Raw genomic sequence first — 17,575 nt, forward strand, 5'->3', positions numbered from 1 at the left:
CCTCCGGTTAGATTGCCATGGCTTAGTGATATGTCACACTGCACACATCGGGAAAGGGCTCCCCGGTAACAACTGTGTTTCGGCCAGTGGTTGTCAGGCGGAACGGTTTCCCCAGTTCTGCGACGCACCCGCTGCCGCGCGCCGCTGGGGAACCCGCCAGGGGTTGTCGTCGCGCAACGGCGCAGGCAGCAGCTCCGTCGGGCAGTCCTGGAAGACCACTGGGCGCAGGAAGCGCTGGATCGCGGCCGTGCCGACGGACGTCGTCGCCGGGGCGGTGGTGGCTGGGAATGGTCCCCCGTGCTGCATCGCCGGGGTCACCGCGACGCCGGTCGGCCAGCCGTCGAACAGCAGGCGGCCCACCCGTTCCCTCAGTACCGTGACAAGACCGCGCAGCCACGCGTCGCTCTCTCCCGCGGCGCGGTGCACCGTGGCGGTGAGCGCGCCGGGGAACAGCTCCCCGACCGCCGCCACCAGGAGGTCGAGGCGGTCGGGGTCGTAGCGCACGGCGATCGACAGGGGACCGAACGCCTCGTCGAGCAGTGTGGCGCGGTGCTTCAGCAGATCGTCGAGTCCGACCTCGACCAGGGTCGGTGCGGCCAGGCTCCGGCCGGATGGCTCGGCCTCCACCGCTCCCTCGGCCAGTACGGACACGCCCGGGGTCGCGAGTACGGCGGCGCGGCGCGCGGTGTAGGCGGCGGCTATGCCCTCGTACAGCAGCGGATGGCCGGGCACCGCCTCCGCCGCCGAACCGAGCTTGTCGGCGAGGCCGTGGCCCTCCGGGAGGAAGAGGAAGCCGGGTTTGGTGCAGAGCTGTCCCGCCGAGCCGGACACGCTGGCCACAAAGCCGGTCGCGATCGTGTCGGCCCGCTCGGCGAGCGCGCCCGGTGTCACGACGACCGGGTTCACGCTGCCCAGTTCGCCGTAGAAGGGGATCGGGCGCTCGCGCCCGGCGGCGATCGCGGCGAGCAGCCGGCCGACCTTGTAGGAGCCGGTGAACGCCGCCGCAGCGATCCGGTCGTCGTCGCGCAGCAGCCGTACGGCGGCGTCCTGGTCGTGGACCACGGCAAAGGTCTCCTGGGGCAGGCCGACCTTGACCAGCGCGGCCCGCACCTTCTCGGCGGTCAGCGCCGACAGCCGCGGGTGGCCGGGGTGCGCCTTCAGGATCACCGGACAGCCGGCCGCCAGCGCGGAAGCCGTGTCGCCTCCGGCGACGGAGAACGCGAAGGGGAAGTTGCTCGCGGCGAACACCAGCACCGGCCCCACCGGCAGATGGAACCGCCGCAAATCGGGACGGGGGCCCAGGACGAAGTCCGGGTCGGCCTCGTCGATCCGCACGTCGAGGAACTCCCCCTCGGCGCACACGTCGGCGAACATCCGCAGTTGCACGACCGTTCGCTTCAGCTCTCCGGTCAGGCGTGCCTCGGCCAGTCCGGTCTCCGCCATCGCGAGCGGGATCAGTTCGTCGGCCGCGGACGACAGCTCGTCCGCGATCACGTTGAGCAGCGCAGCGCGCTCGTCCGGCGAGGTCTCGGTCAGCTCCATGGCGCCTCCCCGGACGGTGCGAGGGCTGCCGGATACCGGTCGGCTGCCGGGCGCAGCCGTCGTCGCGCCCGCACGTCAGACCGCTTCCGCGGACAGCGCTTCGATGCCGGAGATCGCGCGGTCCATCGCGGCCCGTACCTGCTTGTCGTGCTCAGGGGTGAGCGGTCCGCGCGGCGGGCGGCACGGGCCGCCGTACCGGCCGACCATGTCCATTCCCAGCTTGATGGCCTGCACGAATTCCGTCCGCGAGTCCCAGCGGAAGACCGTGATCAGTTGCTTGTAGAGCTCTCGGGCCTGGTCGTACCGCCCGGCCACCATGTGCTCGTAGATCGCGACGGACTCTGCGGGGAAGGTGTTGGGGAAGCCCGCGAACCAGCCGACCGCGCCGTCGAGCATCAGTTCCAGGAGTACGTCGTCGGCGCCCGCGACGATGTCGATGTCGCAGAGTTCGCTGATCTCGAAGGCCCGCCGGACGTCGCCGCTGAACTCCTTGACCGCCACCACCCCGTCGATCTCGGCGAGTTCCGCGATCAGGGGCGGCACGAGGTCGACCTTGGTGTCGACCGGGTTGTTGTAGATCATCGTCGGCAGGCCGACCCCGGCGATGTGCCGGTAGTGCTCGACCACCTGCTCGTCGCTGGCCCGGTAGAGCGTGGGCGGCAGGGCGAGTACGGCGTCGGCGCCGTCTGCCTTGGCCAGTTCGGCCCAGTGCTCGGCCTGGTGCCAGCCCGCGCCGTGCACACCGGCCAGTACCAGTCCGCGCCCGCCGACGGCCTCGACGGCCACCTGCACCACGCGGCGGCGCTCCTCGTCGGTCAGCGATGAGTATTCGCCGAGCGAGCCGTTCGGCCCGACACCGCGGCAGCCGTTGCTGATCAGCCAGTCGCAGTGCTCCGCGTAACGGTCGTAGTCGACGGCGAGTCCGGCGGGGGCGGAGCTGTCCGGCTTGTAGGGCAGCGCCGTCGCGACGATGACGCCGCCGAGGTCGAATTGCTTACTGGTCATGGTCTGCCTTTCATCGGTGGGGTGTTCTGAGGTGGATCGGTGGGAGAGGGCGTGGTGGTCGATGGGGCCGCCGCCGGTCGGACCGTGGCGATGTCGCCGAGCCGGACCGGTACGACGATCGGGCGATGGGCCATGCGCCCCAGGTCCAGCGGGGCGGTGGGCAGGAGGTCTTCGACGTTCCGGCCGCAGGTGCGGCCCTGGCACATGCCAAGACCCGCGCGGGAGCTGAGCTTGAGGGAGCGCAGCCCCCAGCTCCCGGTGGCGGTGGCCGCGGCGCGCAACCGCTCCGCGGTCACGTCCTCGCAGCGGCACACCACGGTGCTGTCGCCGACCCATGAGCGCCAGCCGGGCCGGATGCCGTGTGCGCGGTGCATGCGGTCGGCGAAGGCGCGGTGCCGGGTCAGTTGAGCGGTGCCACCGGCCCCGCCCGCCGCGGCTCGTCCCGCCGCCTCGCCCTCGGCGAGGGCCAGGTCCGCGCCGCCGATACCGGTGATCTCACCGGCCGCGTAGACACCGGGTACGGAGGTGCGCTGTTCGTCGTCCACGCGCACGCTTCCGTCGGCGGTGAGCGCGCAGCCCGCCGAGATGGCGATCTCGGTGCGCGGGACGAACCCGTGGCCGACGCACACCGCGTCGACCTCGATACGCCGCTCGGTGCCCTCGCGCGGTGTCCAGTCGTCGGTGATCCGGGCGACGGTGACGGCTGTCACCCGGTCGTCGCCGTGCGCGGCCACGACGGCCGCGCCGGTGCGGTAGGGGACGCGCCGTACGGCCAACGCGCCGACGTATCCGCCGAGTTCGGCGGACTTGGACAGCACGTCCTTCGGCCGCATCTCGTACGGGCGGGGCAGCCAGCCGCGGGCGATCCGCCGCCAGGTGCTCGCCTCGACGACGCCGACCACGCTCGCGCCGACGTGGAGGAGGCCGGTGGCCACGGGAAGCAGGAACGGACCGGTGCCCGCGACCAGGACCCGCCTGCCCACGGCGACGCCGTCGCCCTTGGCCATCGCCTGCGCGGCGCCCGCCGTGTAGACGCCCGGCAGGTCCCAGCCCGGGAACGGCAGTGTGCGCTCGTGCGCTCCGGTGGCGATCACCAGGGCGCGGGGTTCGAAGACCCGGCGGCGCCGGTCAGCGCCGTCGGCCGGGCCGACCAGCGTGTGGACGACCGGCGGCCCCGCGTCGCGGCGGTCCACCGCCCAGACCTGGGCGCCGGTGACGATCTCGCAGTCGGGGTCCCGCGTCAGCGCGGCGCGCAGCGCGGTGAAGCGGGCCCACTTGTGTTGCAGCGCGTGGCTGTCCGGCGCGGAAGTCCTGGCCGGCGCGTGGCCTTCCGGGGCGGAAGCCCCGGCCGCCGCGTGTCGCCAGAACTGGCCGCCCAGGACGGCCGACGCGTCGAGCAGGACGACCCGCGCCCCGCAGAGCCGGGCCGCCCGAGCCGCGGCGAGCCCGGCCGGTCCCGCTCCGATCACCAGCACGTCAACGCTCGACATCGCTCGCCCCCGTCTCGACGATGTCGCCGTCGGCCACCAGGCGTTGGCAGGCCCGCACGTCACCGAGGCCGTTCACCGTCACCAGGCAGTCGAAGCAGACGCCGATGCCGCAGAACAGGCCGCGGGGCCGACCGGTGCCGGCGGTGGTGCGCCAGGAGACCCGGCCCTGCGTCATCAGCAGCCCCGCGATGGTCTGTCCCTGCCGGGCTGACAGGCGTTCGCCGTCCAGCGTCACGGAGATCTTCATCCGGTGGTCTCCTCCTTCAGTCCCAGCGACGGTCGGGTCACGGCGTACGGGGCGGCCGGGATCTCGGGCTCCGTGCCGGTCATCAGTGCGCCGATCAGTTCCGCGGTGCCGGGCGCGAGCCCGATGCCCGCGCCCTCGTGTCCGGTCGCGTGCCACAGGCCGGGCAGCCGGGGGTCGGGCCCGATGACCGGGAGGTGGTCGGGTACGAACGGCCGGAAGCCGCCGTACGCGCGCATGACCGGAACGTCGGCCAGAAACGGGAAGAGCAGCATGGCTTTGGCGGCGAGTTCGCCGACCACCGCGGCCTCGATCCGCTCGTCGAATCCACGGCGCTCGCGCGAGGAGCCGATCAGTACGGTCCCGGCCGCCGTCGACTCGACGACGCTGGACGTCTGGAGGGCCGCGTCACCCGACTCGACGGCTCCCACATAATCCGCGTCGTACACCTTGTGCCGGACGCGGTGCGGCATGCGCGCGGTGACCAGGACGGTTCCGCGTCGGGGAAGCACCGGGAGGCGGACGCCCAGACTGGCCGCGACCTCGGCGGACCAGGGTCCGGCGGCCACGACCGTGTGCCCGGCGGCGAAGCGCCCGGCCGTGGTCTCCACACCGACGAGCCGTCCGCGGTCCACGACGCCGCCGAGAACGGTGACGCCCTGTCGTACCCGTGCGCCGTGCCGACGGGCCGAGGCGAGCAGCGCCTCCGTCGCGACGGCCGGTTGCACCTGGGCGTCGCCGGGATAGAAGACGGCCGCTTCGACGCGCGGCGTCAGGTCGGGTTCCAGCTCGGCGGCCTCCGCCGCCGTCACCGCACGGGCGTCCACGCCCGCCTTCCGCTGTGTGGACGCGAATGCCAGGAGCGCGTCCGCCCCCGCCCCCGTCGTCGCGACCACCAGGCCGCCCTTCGCCTCGAACTCGGGGTCGGGGAAGCCGGGCCCCAGCTCCTCCCCCAGATCGGCGGCGAGTTCGGTCCACAGGCGGCCGGACAGCACCGCGAGGTCGAGTTCGGCGCCGGGGCCCTTGTCGGAGACCAGGATGTTGCCCTCCCCGCTGGACGACGTCCCTCCGGCGGACGCGCCGCGGTCCAGGACGGTCACCCGGAATCCGCCCATGGCCAACTTCCTGGCCACGGCGGCCCCGATGATCCCGGCCCCCACGATGACGACGTCCGCACTTCGCATTTCAGTAGCATGTCACATGTCACGCGCCATTGGTAGATGTGGTTCAGGGCCATACGCGCAGGCCACCGGGTGCGCGGCCCGGCGCGGGGATTACGGAGAACGCCAGAGCGGCCAGCAGCGCCGTGATCGCGGCGAGGGTCAGTGAGCAGGACAGCGACCGGCTCGCCAGTGGTCCGGCGGTGGCCGCCCCCAGGGCGTAGGCGGTGATCTTCAGACTGGCGCCCGTGGTGAAGATCTGGCCCCGCAGGTGCGCGGGGGCCTCGCGGTGGCGGACGGCGAACAGGGCGGCGAGTTGGGGGCCTTCGCCGATTCCCGCCAGGAGGAAGGCCGCGACGAGCGCGGCCGGGTGGCCCCCTATGGCCAGGGCCCAGGCGGCGGACTGGACGAGGGCCCCGGCCCAGATGATCGCGTCGGGGGCCGCCGCACGCGGAAATCGGGCGAGCGCGGTCGTGGCCAGCAGAGCGGAGACCGCCGCGCAGGACAGCAGGAGGGCGCCGCGGCCGGCGCCGCCCAGGACCCGCTCGCCCAGGAGCGGGAGGCACGCGGTCACCATGCCTTGGGCCACGCAGGAGATCACCGAGGTGAGGGTCGCCCGGGCCAGCGCGGGTCGGCCGAGGATGACCCGGGTTCCGGCGGCGAGGTCGTGGAGCACCGACGTGGTCCGGACACCTCGCGCCGGACTCGGGCGGCCGGGCAGCGTCCACGCGGCGGGCAGCGCCAGGGCGATGAACGTGAGGGAGACGACCACGGCTGTCGAGGCGCCGAGCGCCACCGCCACACCGCCCGCGAGAGCCGGACCGGCCAGGCTCGCGGCGCTGAAGGTCATGGCGTCGAGGGCGTTCGCGCGGGGCAGGCGGTCGCCCGTTGCCACGCGCGGGAGTTGGGCCGTCCATCCGCCGGACAGGGCAGGTCCCAGCAGTCCGGTCGTCACGGCGATCACGATGGTGAAGGGGAACGGCAGGCGGGTAAGCCCCGCGAGGATCACGCCGAGCCCGGTCGCGTAGAGGACGAGGGCCCAGGCGAGCAGGCGCCCCGGTCGTACGGCTCGGTCGAGGAGCGCGCCGAGCAGCGGCCCGCCGATCGCGGCGGAGACCGTGATGCCCGCGAGCAGCGAGCACGCGGCGGTGGTCGAACCGGCCAGGGTGAAGCCCGCCAGCATCAGCGCCGGCCCCGACATCTCGTCGCCGGTACGGGCGGCGACCGCGCCGGTGAGATAGCGGCGGAGCGTGTAACGGTTTCTCATCTCCAGGACGTTATGCAGGTAACTCAAATCTCGGCAAGATGCGTTACATTCGACAGATGTCCTCCCACAGCGACGACTGGTCCACCCGGCACTCGGTGCTGGCCACCGCGCGGCGAACGGCCGCCCTGCTCAACGTCCTCGCCGACGAGCGCCCCGACCCGGCCGGGGTCGCCGACACGCTCCGCGCGTACGGCGAGGCGGAGCCGGTCGACCTGACCACCGGCGATGTCGCGGCCATGCGCGCGGCCGCCGCCCTGCTGCGACCAGCCTTCGCCGCCGAGGACGCCGACGCCGCCGCGGCCGTCCTCAACCGCCTGCTCAAGGACCACACGGGACCGCTGCGCCTGTCCTCGCACGGCGGCGGCACGCCGTGGCATCCGCACCTCGACCACGACGACGAAGCCCCCTGGGACGAATGGCTCCTCGCGTCGTCGTGCATGGCCCTGACCGTTCTCGTCTGGGACCGCCAACGCCCGCCCGGCGGGACCTGTGCCTCCCCCAGTTGCCGGAACGTCTTCCTCGCGCAGGGCAGCGGTCCCGAACGCCGCTACTGCTCCCGCCGATGCGCGACCCGCGAACGCGTCGCGGCCCATCGACGCGCGCACGCCACCGGACAGTCGGGCGAGGTCACGTAGCGCGTCGCGGGCGCCGACCGGCGGACCGTCCGGGCGCTCCGGGGCGCAAGGACCGAAACCGGGCGGCGAACACCAACAGCCCGTGTCGACAACGCGGTTGGCTACAGTCGGCGTATGAGCGCTTCCTCACCCGCCGACCTGGTCCGCACATTCCACCGCGCCTTCGGACTCGACGTCCGCGATACGCCGACGGAGGTGTCGCCCGTTCTCGCCGCGCATCGCGGGGAGTTGCTCGCCGAGGAGGCGACGGAGGTCGCCGAGGTCTCGGTGACCGGTCCGCTGGACCATCTGGCGCACGAACTGGCCGACGTCGTCTACATCGCGTACGGCACAGCCCTGGTGCACGGGATCGACCTCGACGCGGTCATCGCCGAGATCCACCGGTCCAACATGACCAAGCTGGGCCCCGACGGACAGGTCTCGCGCCGGGCCGACGGCAAGGTACTCAAAGGGGAGCACTACGAAGCCCCGGACGTGTCAGCGGTGCTGCGCCGCCAGGGCTGGGCGCCCGGCGGCGCGAGTTGAGGACTCCGAGAGAATCGCCGCCCATGGACGCCGACAGCGCGAGGCCGCACGCGGGACGCATGCTCGACTTCTATCTCGGCGGCACCCTGCACACCGCCGCCGACCGCGCCGCCGCGCGGCGGATGCTGGAGGTCAACCCGCATCTGATCACCAGCGCGCGCGTGAACCGGCGGTTCATCGACCGGTCGGTGCGGTATCTGGTCGGCTCCTGCGGGATCACGCAGTTCCTCGACCTGGGGTCGGGCATCCCGACCCGTACGGCCGAATACCCGAATCTGCACGAGAGCGCGCAGGCCGTCGACCCCGCCTGCCGTGTCGTGTACGTCGACAACGACCCGGCCGTCCGCGCGTACGCGGCCGGGCTGCTGACCAGCACACCGCGGGGCCGGGCCGTGTACATGGAGGCCGATGTCACCGACGGCGCGGCGCTGTACGAGCGTCCGGAGATCGCGGGCGTCCTCGATCTCACTCGGCCCGTCGCGCTCGGCATGAACGCGCTGCTGCACTTCTTCGCGGACGACGGCCAGGCGCGCGGGCTGGTCGAAGCCTTCACCGGGCCGTTGGCGGCGGGCTCGTATCTCATCCTCACGCACATCACGCGCGACTGGGCGCCGGAGGTCATGGACGCCCTCGTCCGGCTGTACCGCAAGGACGTCACGGACGGGGGCGCCCGCTCGCGCGCCGAGATCGAAGCGCTCGTCGGCGGACTCGACGTCGCCTCCCCCGGTGTCGTCAATCCTGCCGACTGGCGCCCCGGCCCCGGCGACGCCCCCGTACCGTCCGAGCAGGTCAACCTCTACGCGCTACTCGCCCGGGTCCCGACGGGCCCTAGCCGCTGGACCTCGGCGTACGAGGGGGCGGTGAGATCCGTCGGCCGCCCGTCCCGGACGGCCGTCGCGGTGGAGACCGCCGAGGCCAGGGCTCCTCGGTAGAGGAGGGAGCCGAGGCTGACCCTGCGTACGCCCATCGCGGCCAGTTCGGCGAAGGGCGGTCCGCTCGGCGCGTACAGGATGTTCAGCGGTACGACGAGGGACGACGTCAGGGCGGTGATCTCGTCCGGGTCCGACAGTCCGGGGACGAACACCCCGTCCGCACCGGCCTGTTCGTAGACCGCGAGGCGGGACGAGGTCGTGTCCTGCTCGCAGCCGAGCCAGTGGGTGTCGGTGCGTGCGTTCACGAACAGCGCCGGTACGGCGGATTTGACGGCGGCGATCTTCGCGGCGTGCAGGGCGACGGGGGCGAGCGTGCCGTCGGAGCGGCCGTCTTCGAGATTGATCCCGGCCGCGCCCGCCGCGTACAACTGCTCGGCCAGTGCGACGACTTCGGCCACGTCGTCGCTGAAGCCGCCTTCGGCGTCGACGGTGAACAGGAAGGAGCCGCGGCCGAGTCGGCGGGCCAGGGCCACGGTCGCGTCCGCGGTGGCGGCGGCGCCGTCCGGCAGGCCGAGGGCCGCGGCCACGCCCAGGCTGGTGGTGCCGATGGCGGGAAAGCCGGCTGCCGCCAGGGCGGCGGCGCTGGCGTAGTCCCAGGCGTTGGGCAGCAGCAGCGGGGCGGCCTGGTGGTGCATGCGGGCGAAGGGGGTGAGCGGGCGCCGGAGCAGTCCTTCTGCCAGGGCGAGCGCGTGGGCGCGGCCGGGGCAGACGCGGGGCGGGGCGCCGAAGGTGAGGGGTACCGGGTGGGTGCGGTTGGCGGTCGCGAGGTCGAGGAGCACGGTGTCGCCCGCGGCGATCTCGCGGCCCGCGATCCGGGTGGCCGCGACGGCGACGCGCCGCATGACCCGTACCGGCGGGGCTTCCCACAGCACCCGCGCCAGCGGTACGTCACCGCTCTCGGCGGCGGTCTCGACGAGCGCGGCGGTCGCCTCACCTGCCTGGACGAGCAGTCCGATGCGGTGGGCCGCGGCCTCCAGCACGGCGTCGTCTCTCGGCTCCGGCGCCAGGAGCGCGACCAGCCGGGCGACCGCGGCGTCCGCCGTCCCCGCGTCGCCGCCGCCGAAGTAGGCACCGCCGATCGCGCTCACCCCCTCCGCCACCGCGCCCGGCTCCGGCATCCCCAGGGCTTCGGCCAGGACACGCACCACCACGCGCGCCCGGGTCTCGCTGTCCGAACCTTCCGAGCCTTCCGAGCCGTCGGCGGCTGCCGCATCCCGTAGCGTCACGGGTTCCAGCCGCGCGAGTTCCGCCTCGACCAGAGCGCGCCGTCGCCGGTGCGCCTGCCCGGAGCTGAAGCGGGCGACCGCGGACCGCAGCCACGCCACGCTCGCCCCGGCGGACCCGATGTCCCCGGCCGGCGGTTCCGGTACGAGCGCCGGGTCGGCGAGCGCCGCCCGTACGTCCGCCCAGCGGTCGAACTCATGCGTCTGATGCCTCATGGCCCCGACGCTACGACCGGTTCCTTTCGGCGCCGGCCGAAGCGTCCCCGCCACGCGGCGGCACAATCGGCGGCCCGACGCGGACGCCGACACACCACACCCGGCGGGCGCCCTGTCAGGTGGGCGCCCGCCGGGGGGACTGAGGGGCCCGGAGGCCGTGGGCGGAGTGCGGAGTGCGGGTCGGGAAGGCTACTCCTTGACCGCACCCGAGTTCGCGCTGCGGACGAAGTGCCGTTGGAAGACGAAGAACAGCAGCGCGACCGGGATCGTCGACAGCAGGGCCGCGGTGAGCTTCAGCGGATACTGCGTACCCGCGCTGAGGCCGCCGGAGACCAGGTGGGCCAGACCCGTGGTGAGGGTCTCGTACTGCGGGGACTGGGTGGCGACGAGGAAGTGGGTGAACTCGTTCCAGGAGCCCTGGAAGGACAGGATGGTCAGGGTGATCAGCGCGGGCTTGGCCATCGGCAGGACGACGGACCAGAAGGTGCGGAAGACGCCCGCGCCGTCGATCCGCGCCGCTTCCTCCACTTCCTTGGGCACCGACACGAAGAACTGCCGCATGATGAACACCCCGGCCGCGTCGACCAGCAGCGGCACGATCATTCCGGCGTAGCTGTCGAACATCCCGAGCTGGTTGAGTACCAGGAACTTCGGGATGAGCAGGACCACGCCGGGCACCGACATGATCGTCAGCAGCCCGTTGAACAGCAGGTTGCGGCCCCGGAAGTCCAGCCGGGCCAGGGCGTATCCGGCGAGCGAGTCGAAGAAGACGCGTCCGGCGGTGATGAAGACCGTGACCACGATCGAATTCGCCAGCCAGCGGGTGAACGGCACCGCGTCGCCGGTGCCGCCGAGGCCGAACAGGCGCCGGTAGGAGTCCAGCGAGAACGGGTTCGGCAGCAGCGACAGCGGATGGGCCGCCGCGTCCGGGTCCGTCTTGAGCGAGGTCGCGATCTGTACGAAGAACGGCAGGACGTACAGCAGTCCCATGCCGATCAGCAGCCCGTACACCACGATCCGCAGCGCCTGGCTGCCGGACGACCGGCTGCCGGGACGGCCTTTCGCGGACCGGCCGGAGGAGCGTCGTTCCATCGTCCCGGCGCTCATGACGTCCTCCCTCGCACCAGCCGCGCCCGCAGGCGGCTGAATCGTGTGACCGCGTCGCGGTCGCGCAGCAGGACGCGCTGCACCAGCGTCATCACCAGGATGATCGCCAGCAGCAGGAAGGCGATGGCCGCCGCGCGCCCGTAGTCGGCGTCCTGGAATCCCGCGGTGTACGACAGGTAGGCGGGGGTGAGCGTCGTGTTGGCGGGTGCGCCCTGGCTCATGACGTACACCGCGTCGAAGACCTGCCAGGTGCCGATCAGTCCGAGGGTGACGACCAGGAAGAGCACCGGGCGCAGCGCGGGCAGCGTCACGTTGCGGAACGACTGCCAGCGGTTGGCGCCGTCGAGCAGCGCGGCCTCCTCCAGCTCCGCGGGTACGTCCTGGAGCGCGGCGAGGAAGATCAGCATGTACGTGCCGGAGCTGGTCCAGATCGCGAGAATGATGATGGTGCACATCGCGATGGAGGGTCCGGCCAGCCAGTCCCACCAGGACAGTCCGAGGAATCCGTGCGCGGCGAGCGCGGGCACGGGCTTGTCCGGGTCGACGATGCCGAGGCCGCCGAGCACGGTCCACACCAGGCCGTGCGCGTCGGTGAACCACTTCGGTCCGGTGATGCCCACCCACTTCAGCAGCGCGTTGACCGCGCCGCTGCCCTGGAAGAGGAACAGGAACACCGTGGATATGGCGATCGAGCTGGTCACGGACGGGAAGTAGAAGACCGTGCGGAACAGGCTCTTGCCCTTGACGCGGCGGCTGTTGACCGCCACGGCCAGAGCCAGGGCCAGGGCCGTCTGGACGGGGACGACCAGCAGGACGTAGTACAGATTGTTGCGGATCGACGTCAGGAAGAGCTGTCGGTCCTGACCCGGCCGGGTCAGCAGATCGGAGTAGTTGCGCACCCCGACGAAGTCGGCGGCGCCGCTGAAGGGGTTCGACTGCCCGTTCCAGTGCAGCAGGCTGACCCACAGCGCCATGCCTATGGGCAGGAGCAGGAAGAGGCCGAGCACGACCACCATCGGGCTGACGAACAGCCAGCCCCACAGGCCCTGATGCCCCTTGATCGCCCGGTCGCGGCGCCCGCCGCCGAAGCGGGGACCGCGGCGCGTACCGGCGCCCGCCGTCCCGCCGCCGCGGGCGCCCCGTGTGCCCGTGCCTCCCGGCGGGGCTCCCGACCCCGCCGGTACGGCGACGGCGCCGCTGCCGTGCTGGCTCATCTCTTTCTCCTCCCGCTCCTGCCCCCGCGGTGCTGCCCGGCCGGTACGGTCAGTTGTCGCTCTTGAGTACCTGGTCGCCGTTGGTCTGGAGGCTGGACAGGATCTTCTTGGGATCGCCGGTGGCCAGCCCGGACAGGTCGGTGTCGAACTGGGCCAGGACCTTGGTGAAGCCGGGTACGGTCACCGGACCCTGCGCGTACGCGGTGCCGTCGGCGAACGCCACGCTCGCCGGGTGCTTCTCCTTGAACGTCGCCAGCGCGCTGTCGCGCGAGGGCAGCACACCGATGGCGTCGGCGAAGGACAACTGCTGGTCGACGGTGGTGAACGCCTTCACCAGGTCGACGGCCGCGTCGTGGTGGGCGCTCTTGTTGGCCACGCCCCAGCAGTTGCTGAAGGACAGCGTGCCCTTGCCCTTGGGCCCCTCGGGCAGCGGGACGACCTTGTAGCCGACCTTCGGGTAGTCCGCGGTCATCGCTCCGGTCAGCCAGTTGCCCTCGATGGTCATCGCGGCCTTCTGGGTGCCCAGTGCCTCACCGCCCCAGCCGGTGTCGACCTGCTTGGGGAACTTCATCACGCCGTCGTTGAGCAGCTTCTTCACATACGTGAGCGCCTCGACGTTCGCGGGGCTGTCCGCGGTGACCTTGCTCTGGTCGGCGTTGGTGACCCAGCCGCCGGCCTGCTTCATGAAGGGGCCGAGCTGGTTGTACGAGGCGTTCACGACCAGACCGGTGGTCTTCTTCGTCGTGAGCTTCTTGGCGACCTTCTCCAGGTCGTCCCACGTCTTGGGGTAGTCCGCGTCGGTGAGCCCGGCGTCCTTCCACATGGCCGTGTTGACCGCGAGCGCCAGCGTGGAGCTGTCCTTGGGCGCGCAGACGAACTTGTTGTCGTAGGTGAAGGACGCGCGCAGCGCGCTGTTGAAGTCGTCCTTGTCGGAGAGCTGGTCACCGTAGGCGTACAGCGAGTTGCCCTTGGCGTAGTTGGCGAAGACGCTGGAGCCGACGTAGAAGACGTCCGGCGGCTTGCCGCCCGCGAGGGCCTGGCCGAGCTGCTGGTCGAGGTTCTGGGCGGCGATCACCGAGACGGTGTTGCCGGTCTTCTTCGCCCACGCGGTGGCGGCCTGCTTCACGGCGTTGGTCTCGTTGTCGCCCGAGGAGCCGATCATCACCGTGAGGCTCTGCTTGCCGCCCGAGTCCTGCTTGCCGCTGCTGTCGCTGCCGAAGTTGGACGAACACCCGGCGACCAAGAACACCCCGCACACGGCGGTGGCGGTCGCGGCTCTGCGTACTGTCATCGTTTCTCTCCAGGACTGTCCGGATCATCCGGAACCTACGGAACTCCGCGAGCCGGGCGATGAGGGCGCCCGATGGCGGCGGGCCTGCGTGGCCGTGCCGCTTTATCGCTTTGTAGCTTTATGGCGTGACAGACGTGTCCGGTCTGTCAGGTCAGGACCGTGGGGCGCGGTCCATGTCACCCCACGGTCCTTCAACCCTTCGGACCAGGCGGTCCGTCGGGAGCTAGGGGGCGGACGGCCGGTCGTCGGGCGACTCCGCGGCGGACGGTCCCGCCGCGGAGCTCTCCCGGACGATCAGCTCCGGCGTCAGCAGCACATGCTCGGGATCGGCCTCCGGGTCGCCGATGCGCGCCATGAGCAGCCGGGTGCAGACCCGGCCGACCTCCTCCAGCGGCTGACGGACGCTGCTGAGGCCAGGACTGAGCAGACCGGCCGCCGGGGAGTCGTCGAAGCCGACCACCGCCACGTCCCGGCCGGGGGTCCGGCCGCTGTCCCACAGCGCCCGGTAGCAGCCCAGCGCCAGGGTGTCGCTGGCCGCGATGACCGCGGTCACTCGGGTCAGGACCCGCGCCACCGCGTCCCGCGCCGCGTTCACGTCACCCACCGAGGAGACCCGCAGGTCACGCACCGGCAGGTCGTGGCGCCGCATCGCCTCGCGCCAGCCCGCGGCGCGGTCGTCACCGACGCCCGAGCCACGCGGCCAGCCGAGGAAGGCGATCCGGGTGTGTCCGGCGGCCACGAGCTGGTCGACGGCCGCCGACGTACCGTACGCGCCGTCCACGTCGACCCAGTCGCCGGTGTCACGGGCCGACCAGGACCGGCCGAACGCCACGAAGGGTACGCCACGTTTGTGCAGCCAGGCCGGGCGCCGGTCGCCGCGGTGGGTGTTGCTCAGCACGAACGCGTCGACCGAGTGGTCGCGCAGCAGCGCGTCGTAGCGGTCGACCTCGTCGTCCGCGCCGGACCGCGCCGCGAACAGCAGCACACGGTGCCCCGCCTTGTCCGCGGAGTCCGACAGCGCGTGCAGGAAGTCGTCGAGCACGGGGGTGGATTCCCCCGCGAACGTCGGCTGGATGGCATAGCCGATCAGCCGGCTGGACCGGGTGCGCAGCGAGCGGGCGGCCTGATGCGGCCGGTAGTCCAGCTCGCTGATCGCCTCACGGACCCGCTCCAGCGTGCGGGGTGCCAGCAGATCGGGCGAGTTCAGCGCGTTGGACACGGTCTGTACGGACACGCCAGCGCGCTGGGCGACCAGAGCCAGTGTCACCGGCTTGTTGTTGCGCCCGCCTGAGCTGGTCGTACGCGGCACCACGGCCTCCGTTGTCCATGCGCCGCACCACTCGAAATGCGGCGCTGCATCTTCGATGGATCGATAAAACTCCCTTTCACTGCTGGTTGGCAAGGGTTAGAGTGAATTTTGATCGATCCAAATTCTGAAGCACTATCTCGGTCCACCGACGAGAGGCACCACCCTGTGAACACGGCCGTCCAAGGGCACAGCACCGCGAACCCGTCTCCCACGGACGTCGTCACCGAGGGCTTGCAGCCCTTCCTGCACGACGCCTGCACCACGCTCTACGCGCCCAGCCTGGTGCTGTCCCGACCAGGCGGGGACATCTCCGCCGGTGCGGACGGCTTCTTCCACGGCGACCGCCGGGTGCTGTCGAGCCTGGCGGTCCGGGTCGAAGGCGTCCCCCTGATCCCGGTCGGCCACACGCTCGGCCCCGCCGACAGGACCGCCTTCCGCGCGATCCTGCGCGGTGTCGGGGAACACACCGCCGACCCCGCGGTCACGCTGCGCCGGATCCGCTCGGTGGCGCCGGGCACGCTCCGCGAGGAGCTGGAGATCGTCAACGCGGGGCTGCGGCGGATCCGTCTCGACGTGGTGGTCGCCGCGGCCACGGACCTGGCGCGGATGACCGACGTCAAGTCCGGGCGCACGGTCGCCGCGCTCCCCGCGAGGGCCGAGGACACCGGGCTGACCTGGGGCGACGACGAGCTGACCGTACGGCTGCGGCCGGTGTCGGTGGCCGTGACCGCGCCCGGCGCCGGTACGGCGTCGGGTTCGGTGTCCGGCCGCGCGCCGATGCCGGGACAGGACTCCGGCAACGGTTCAGGACCGCGCGAGCCGCTGGTCGACGCCGACAGCGGTGAGCTGCGGTACACCGTGGAGCTGCCGTCGGGCGGCACCTGGCGGGCGACGGTCGAGTGCGGTGTCAGCGACGCGGAGCCGGACCAGTTCCCGGCCGTCGCGCGGGACGCCGTACCGTGGTCGCCCACCGAACTGCACAGCGCCGACGGCCGTCTGGACCGGCTGCTGGCCCGGTCGGTGGGCGACCTGGAGCGGCTGCTTCTGTCGGACCCGCTGCACCCCGAGGACCGTTTCCTGGCCGCCGGGTCGCCGTGGTTCCTGACGCTGTTCGGCCGGGACTCGCTGTGGGCGGCGCGGATGCTGCTGCCGCTGGGCACGGAGCTGGCCGCGGGGACGCTGCGCACGCTGGCCCGGCGCCAGGGCACCGTCACCGATCCCCGTACCGAGGAGCAGCCCGGCAAGATCCTGCACGAGGTGCGCCGCGAGACCCTGCACCTGGCCGAGGGCGCGAAGCTCCCGCCGGTGTACTTCGGCACCGTGGACGCCACCCCGCTGTGGGTGATCCTGCTGCACGACGCGTGGCGCTGGGGTCTCGACCCGCGGCAGGTGCGCGAGCTGCTGCCGCACGCCGAGGCCGCCCTGGAGTGGCTGGCCACCTACGGCGACGCGGACGGCGACGGGCTGCTGGAGTACATCGACACCACCGGCCACGGGCTCGCCAACCAGGGCTGGAAGGACTCCGGCGACTCGATCCGCTGGCGCGACGGCCGCCTCGCCAAGGCGCCGATCGCGCTCTGCGAGGTCCAGGCGTACGGCTACGAGGCGGCGATGGCGGGCGCGGCGCTGCTGCGGGCCTTCGACCGGCCGGGCGCCGAGCGCTGGGAGCAGTGGGCGGAACGGCTGCGCAGCCGGTTCCGGGAGAGCTTCTGGGTCGAGGACGAGCAGGGCCGTTACCCGGCCGTCGCCCTCGACGCCGACAAGCGTCCGGTGGACGCCGTGACCTCCGGCTTCGGCCACCTACTGGGCACCGGGCTGCTGGACCCGCAGGAGAGCGCCCTGCTGGCCGCCCGGATCGCCGGACCCGAACTGGACTGCGGTTTCGGGCTGCGCACGCTGAGCACGGACTCCACCGGTTTCAACCCGTTCGGCTACCACATCGGCTCGGTCTGGCCGCACGACACCGCCATCGCGGTGCACGGCCTGGTCCGCGCCGGATTCCCCCGCGAGGCCGCCAAGCTGGCCGAGGGCCTGATCGCCGCGTCCGCCGGTTTCGACGGACGGCTGCCGGAGCTCTTCGCCGGGCACGGCTCGGAACTGGACAGCGCGCCCGCCCCGTATCCGGCGGCCTGCCGTCCGCAGGCGTGGTCGGCGGCCTCCGCCGTCCTGCTCGTCCAGGCCGCGCTCGGGCTCGAGGCCGATGTGCCCGGCGGGTCGCTGCGAATGTCCCCGCTTGCGGCGGGCCGTCTCGGCCCGCTGACCATGAGCGGTCTGCGGGTCGGCGAACAGCCGCTGACCGTACGGCTCGACGCGGACGGCCGGGCGGGGGCCGACGCTCCGGACACCCTGACGGTGGAGGGCGCGGACCGCTTCGGCGCGGCGAACTGAGCGCCGCCGCGCCCGCGTAGCCGTGAG

General features: G+C 72.3%; 14 protein-coding genes and 1 pseudogene. 4 read left to right on the forward strand and 11 right to left on the reverse strand.

Features of this window, described 5'->3' with window-relative positions:
* Positions 1-93: 93 nt before the first annotated feature.
* From ACFZBB_RS27500 to ACFZBB_RS27525, 6 genes are all read right to left on the reverse strand, one after another.
* Complete coding sequence (locus tag ACFZBB_RS27500; RefSeq protein ID WP_391127609.1) at positions 94-1,542, reverse strand: aldehyde dehydrogenase family protein; 1,449 nt, start codon at positions 1,540-1,542, stop codon at positions 94-96.
* Positions 1,543-1,617: 75 nt separating this feature from the next.
* Entirely contained in the window at positions 1,618-2,547 is a 930-nt protein-coding gene (locus ACFZBB_RS27505; RefSeq protein WP_391127611.1) for a dihydrodipicolinate synthase family protein, read from the reverse strand.
* Entirely contained in the window at positions 2,544-4,037 is a 1,494-nt protein-coding gene (locus tag ACFZBB_RS27510) for an FAD-dependent oxidoreductase (RefSeq protein ID WP_391127614.1), read from the reverse strand. Before ACFZBB_RS27510 ends, ACFZBB_RS27505 begins: the two co-directional genes overlap by 4 nt.
* The gene (locus tag ACFZBB_RS27515; RefSeq protein WP_391127617.1) at positions 4,024-4,284 is read right to left on the reverse strand and encodes a 2Fe-2S iron-sulfur cluster-binding protein; all 261 of its coding nucleotides are present in this window, start codon (positions 4,282-4,284) and stop codon (positions 4,024-4,026) included. The genes ACFZBB_RS27510 and ACFZBB_RS27515 overlap by 14 nt, the downstream gene beginning before the upstream one ends.
* Positions 4,281-5,465, reverse strand: a complete 1,185-nt coding sequence (locus tag ACFZBB_RS27520) for an FAD-dependent oxidoreductase (protein WP_391127620.1) — start codon at positions 5,463-5,465, stop codon at positions 4,281-4,283. Before ACFZBB_RS27520 ends, ACFZBB_RS27515 begins: the two co-directional genes overlap by 4 nt.
* Before the next feature lie 43 nt (positions 5,466-5,508).
* Entirely contained in the window at positions 5,509-6,708 is a 1,200-nt protein-coding gene (locus ACFZBB_RS27525; RefSeq protein ID WP_391127623.1) for an MFS transporter, read from the reverse strand.
* Between the two features lie 56 nt (positions 6,709-6,764).
* On the opposite strand from ACFZBB_RS27525, the gene ACFZBB_RS27530 reads away from it, so the two are divergent.
* The 3 genes and pseudogenes from ACFZBB_RS27530 to ACFZBB_RS27540 form a co-directional block, all read left to right on the forward strand.
* On the forward strand, positions 6,765-7,343 hold the full coding sequence (locus ACFZBB_RS27530) for a CGNR zinc finger domain-containing protein (RefSeq protein ID WP_391127626.1): 579 nt from the start codon (positions 6,765-6,767) through the stop codon (positions 7,341-7,343).
* Between the two features lie 114 nt (positions 7,344-7,457).
* Positions 7,458-7,868, forward strand: a complete 411-nt coding sequence (locus ACFZBB_RS27535; protein ID WP_391127629.1) for a MazG nucleotide pyrophosphohydrolase domain-containing protein — start codon at positions 7,458-7,460, stop codon at positions 7,866-7,868.
* Between the two features lie 59 nt (positions 7,869-7,927).
* A pseudogene (locus ACFZBB_RS27540) lies at positions 7,928-8,626 on the forward strand (SAM-dependent methyltransferase); the annotation flags it as partial.
* A gap of 38 nt (positions 8,627-8,664) precedes the next feature.
* On the opposite strand, the gene ACFZBB_RS27545 reads toward ACFZBB_RS27540, so the two are convergent.
* From ACFZBB_RS27545 to ACFZBB_RS27565, 5 genes are all read right to left on the reverse strand, one after another.
* Positions 8,665-10,239, reverse strand: coding sequence for an isocitrate lyase/phosphoenolpyruvate mutase family protein (locus ACFZBB_RS27545; RefSeq protein ID WP_391127632.1), 1,575 nt, complete (start codon positions 10,237-10,239; stop codon positions 8,665-8,667).
* 189 nt (positions 10,240-10,428) lie between these two features.
* On the reverse strand, positions 10,429-11,346 hold the full coding sequence (locus tag ACFZBB_RS27550; protein ID WP_391127635.1) for an ABC transporter permease subunit: 918 nt from the start codon (positions 11,344-11,346) through the stop codon (positions 10,429-10,431).
* Complete coding sequence (locus ACFZBB_RS27555; RefSeq protein ID WP_391127638.1) at positions 11,343-12,560, reverse strand: ABC transporter permease subunit; 1,218 nt, start codon at positions 12,558-12,560, stop codon at positions 11,343-11,345. Before ACFZBB_RS27555 ends, ACFZBB_RS27550 begins: the two co-directional genes overlap by 4 nt.
* A 49-nt stretch (positions 12,561-12,609) precedes the next feature.
* Positions 12,610-13,851, reverse strand: a complete 1,242-nt coding sequence (locus ACFZBB_RS27560) for an extracellular solute-binding protein (protein WP_391127641.1) — start codon at positions 13,849-13,851, stop codon at positions 12,610-12,612.
* A 223-nt stretch (positions 13,852-14,074) separates the two neighbouring features.
* Positions 14,075-15,160, reverse strand: a complete 1,086-nt coding sequence (locus ACFZBB_RS27565) for a substrate-binding domain-containing protein (RefSeq protein WP_391127644.1) — start codon at positions 15,158-15,160, stop codon at positions 14,075-14,077.
* A gap of 165 nt (positions 15,161-15,325) precedes the next feature.
* On the opposite strand from ACFZBB_RS27565, the gene ACFZBB_RS27570 reads away from it, so the two are divergent.
* Entirely contained in the window at positions 15,326-17,548 is a 2,223-nt protein-coding gene (locus tag ACFZBB_RS27570; RefSeq protein WP_391127647.1) for a glycogen debranching N-terminal domain-containing protein, read from the forward strand.
* The last annotated feature ends 27 nt before the right edge of the window (positions 17,549-17,575 follow it).

It is taken from the genome of Streptomyces sp. NPDC008139, from assembly GCF_042957025.1.
Taxonomy (GTDB): Bacteria; Actinomycetota; Actinomycetes; order Streptomycetales; family Streptomycetaceae; genus Actinacidiphila.

What these genes read in the sequence shown, in the direction of transcription:
- ACFZBB_RS27500 (WP_391127609.1), bottom strand. Translation starts at nt 1,542, where the DNA reads ATGGAGCTGACCGAGACCTCGCCGGACGAGCGCGCTGCGCTGCTCAAC.
- ACFZBB_RS27505 (WP_391127611.1), bottom strand. Translation starts at nt 2,547, where the DNA reads ATGACCAGTAAGCAATTCGACCTCGGCGGCGTCATCGTCGCGACGGCG.
- ACFZBB_RS27510 (WP_391127614.1), bottom strand. Translation starts at nt 4,037, where the DNA reads ATGTCGAGCGTTGACGTGCTGGTGATCGGAGCGGGACCGGCCGGGCTC.
- ACFZBB_RS27515 (WP_391127617.1), bottom strand. Translation starts at nt 4,284, where the DNA reads ATGAAGATCTCCGTGACGCTGGACGGCGAACGCCTGTCAGCCCGGCAG.
- ACFZBB_RS27520 (WP_391127620.1), bottom strand. Translation starts at nt 5,465, where the DNA reads ATGCGAAGTGCGGACGTCGTCATCGTGGGGGCCGGGATCATCGGGGCC.
- ACFZBB_RS27525 (WP_391127623.1), bottom strand. Translation starts at nt 6,708, where the DNA reads ATGAGAAACCGTTACACGCTCCGCCGCTATCTCACCGGCGCGGTCGCC.
- ACFZBB_RS27530 (WP_391127626.1), top strand. Translation starts at nt 6,765, where the DNA reads ATGTCCTCCCACAGCGACGACTGGTCCACCCGGCACTCGGTGCTGGCC.
- ACFZBB_RS27535 (WP_391127629.1), top strand. Translation starts at nt 7,458, where the DNA reads ATGAGCGCTTCCTCACCCGCCGACCTGGTCCGCACATTCCACCGCGCC.
- ACFZBB_RS27545 (WP_391127632.1), bottom strand. Translation starts at nt 10,239, where the DNA reads ATGAGGCATCAGACGCATGAGTTCGACCGCTGGGCGGACGTACGGGCG.
- ACFZBB_RS27550 (WP_391127635.1), bottom strand. Translation starts at nt 11,346, where the DNA reads ATGAGCGCCGGGACGATGGAACGACGCTCCTCCGGCCGGTCCGCGAAA.
- ACFZBB_RS27555 (WP_391127638.1), bottom strand. Translation starts at nt 12,560, where the DNA reads ATGAGCCAGCACGGCAGCGGCGCCGTCGCCGTACCGGCGGGGTCGGGA.
- ACFZBB_RS27560 (WP_391127641.1), bottom strand. Translation starts at nt 13,851, where the DNA reads ATGACAGTACGCAGAGCCGCGACCGCCACCGCCGTGTGCGGGGTGTTC.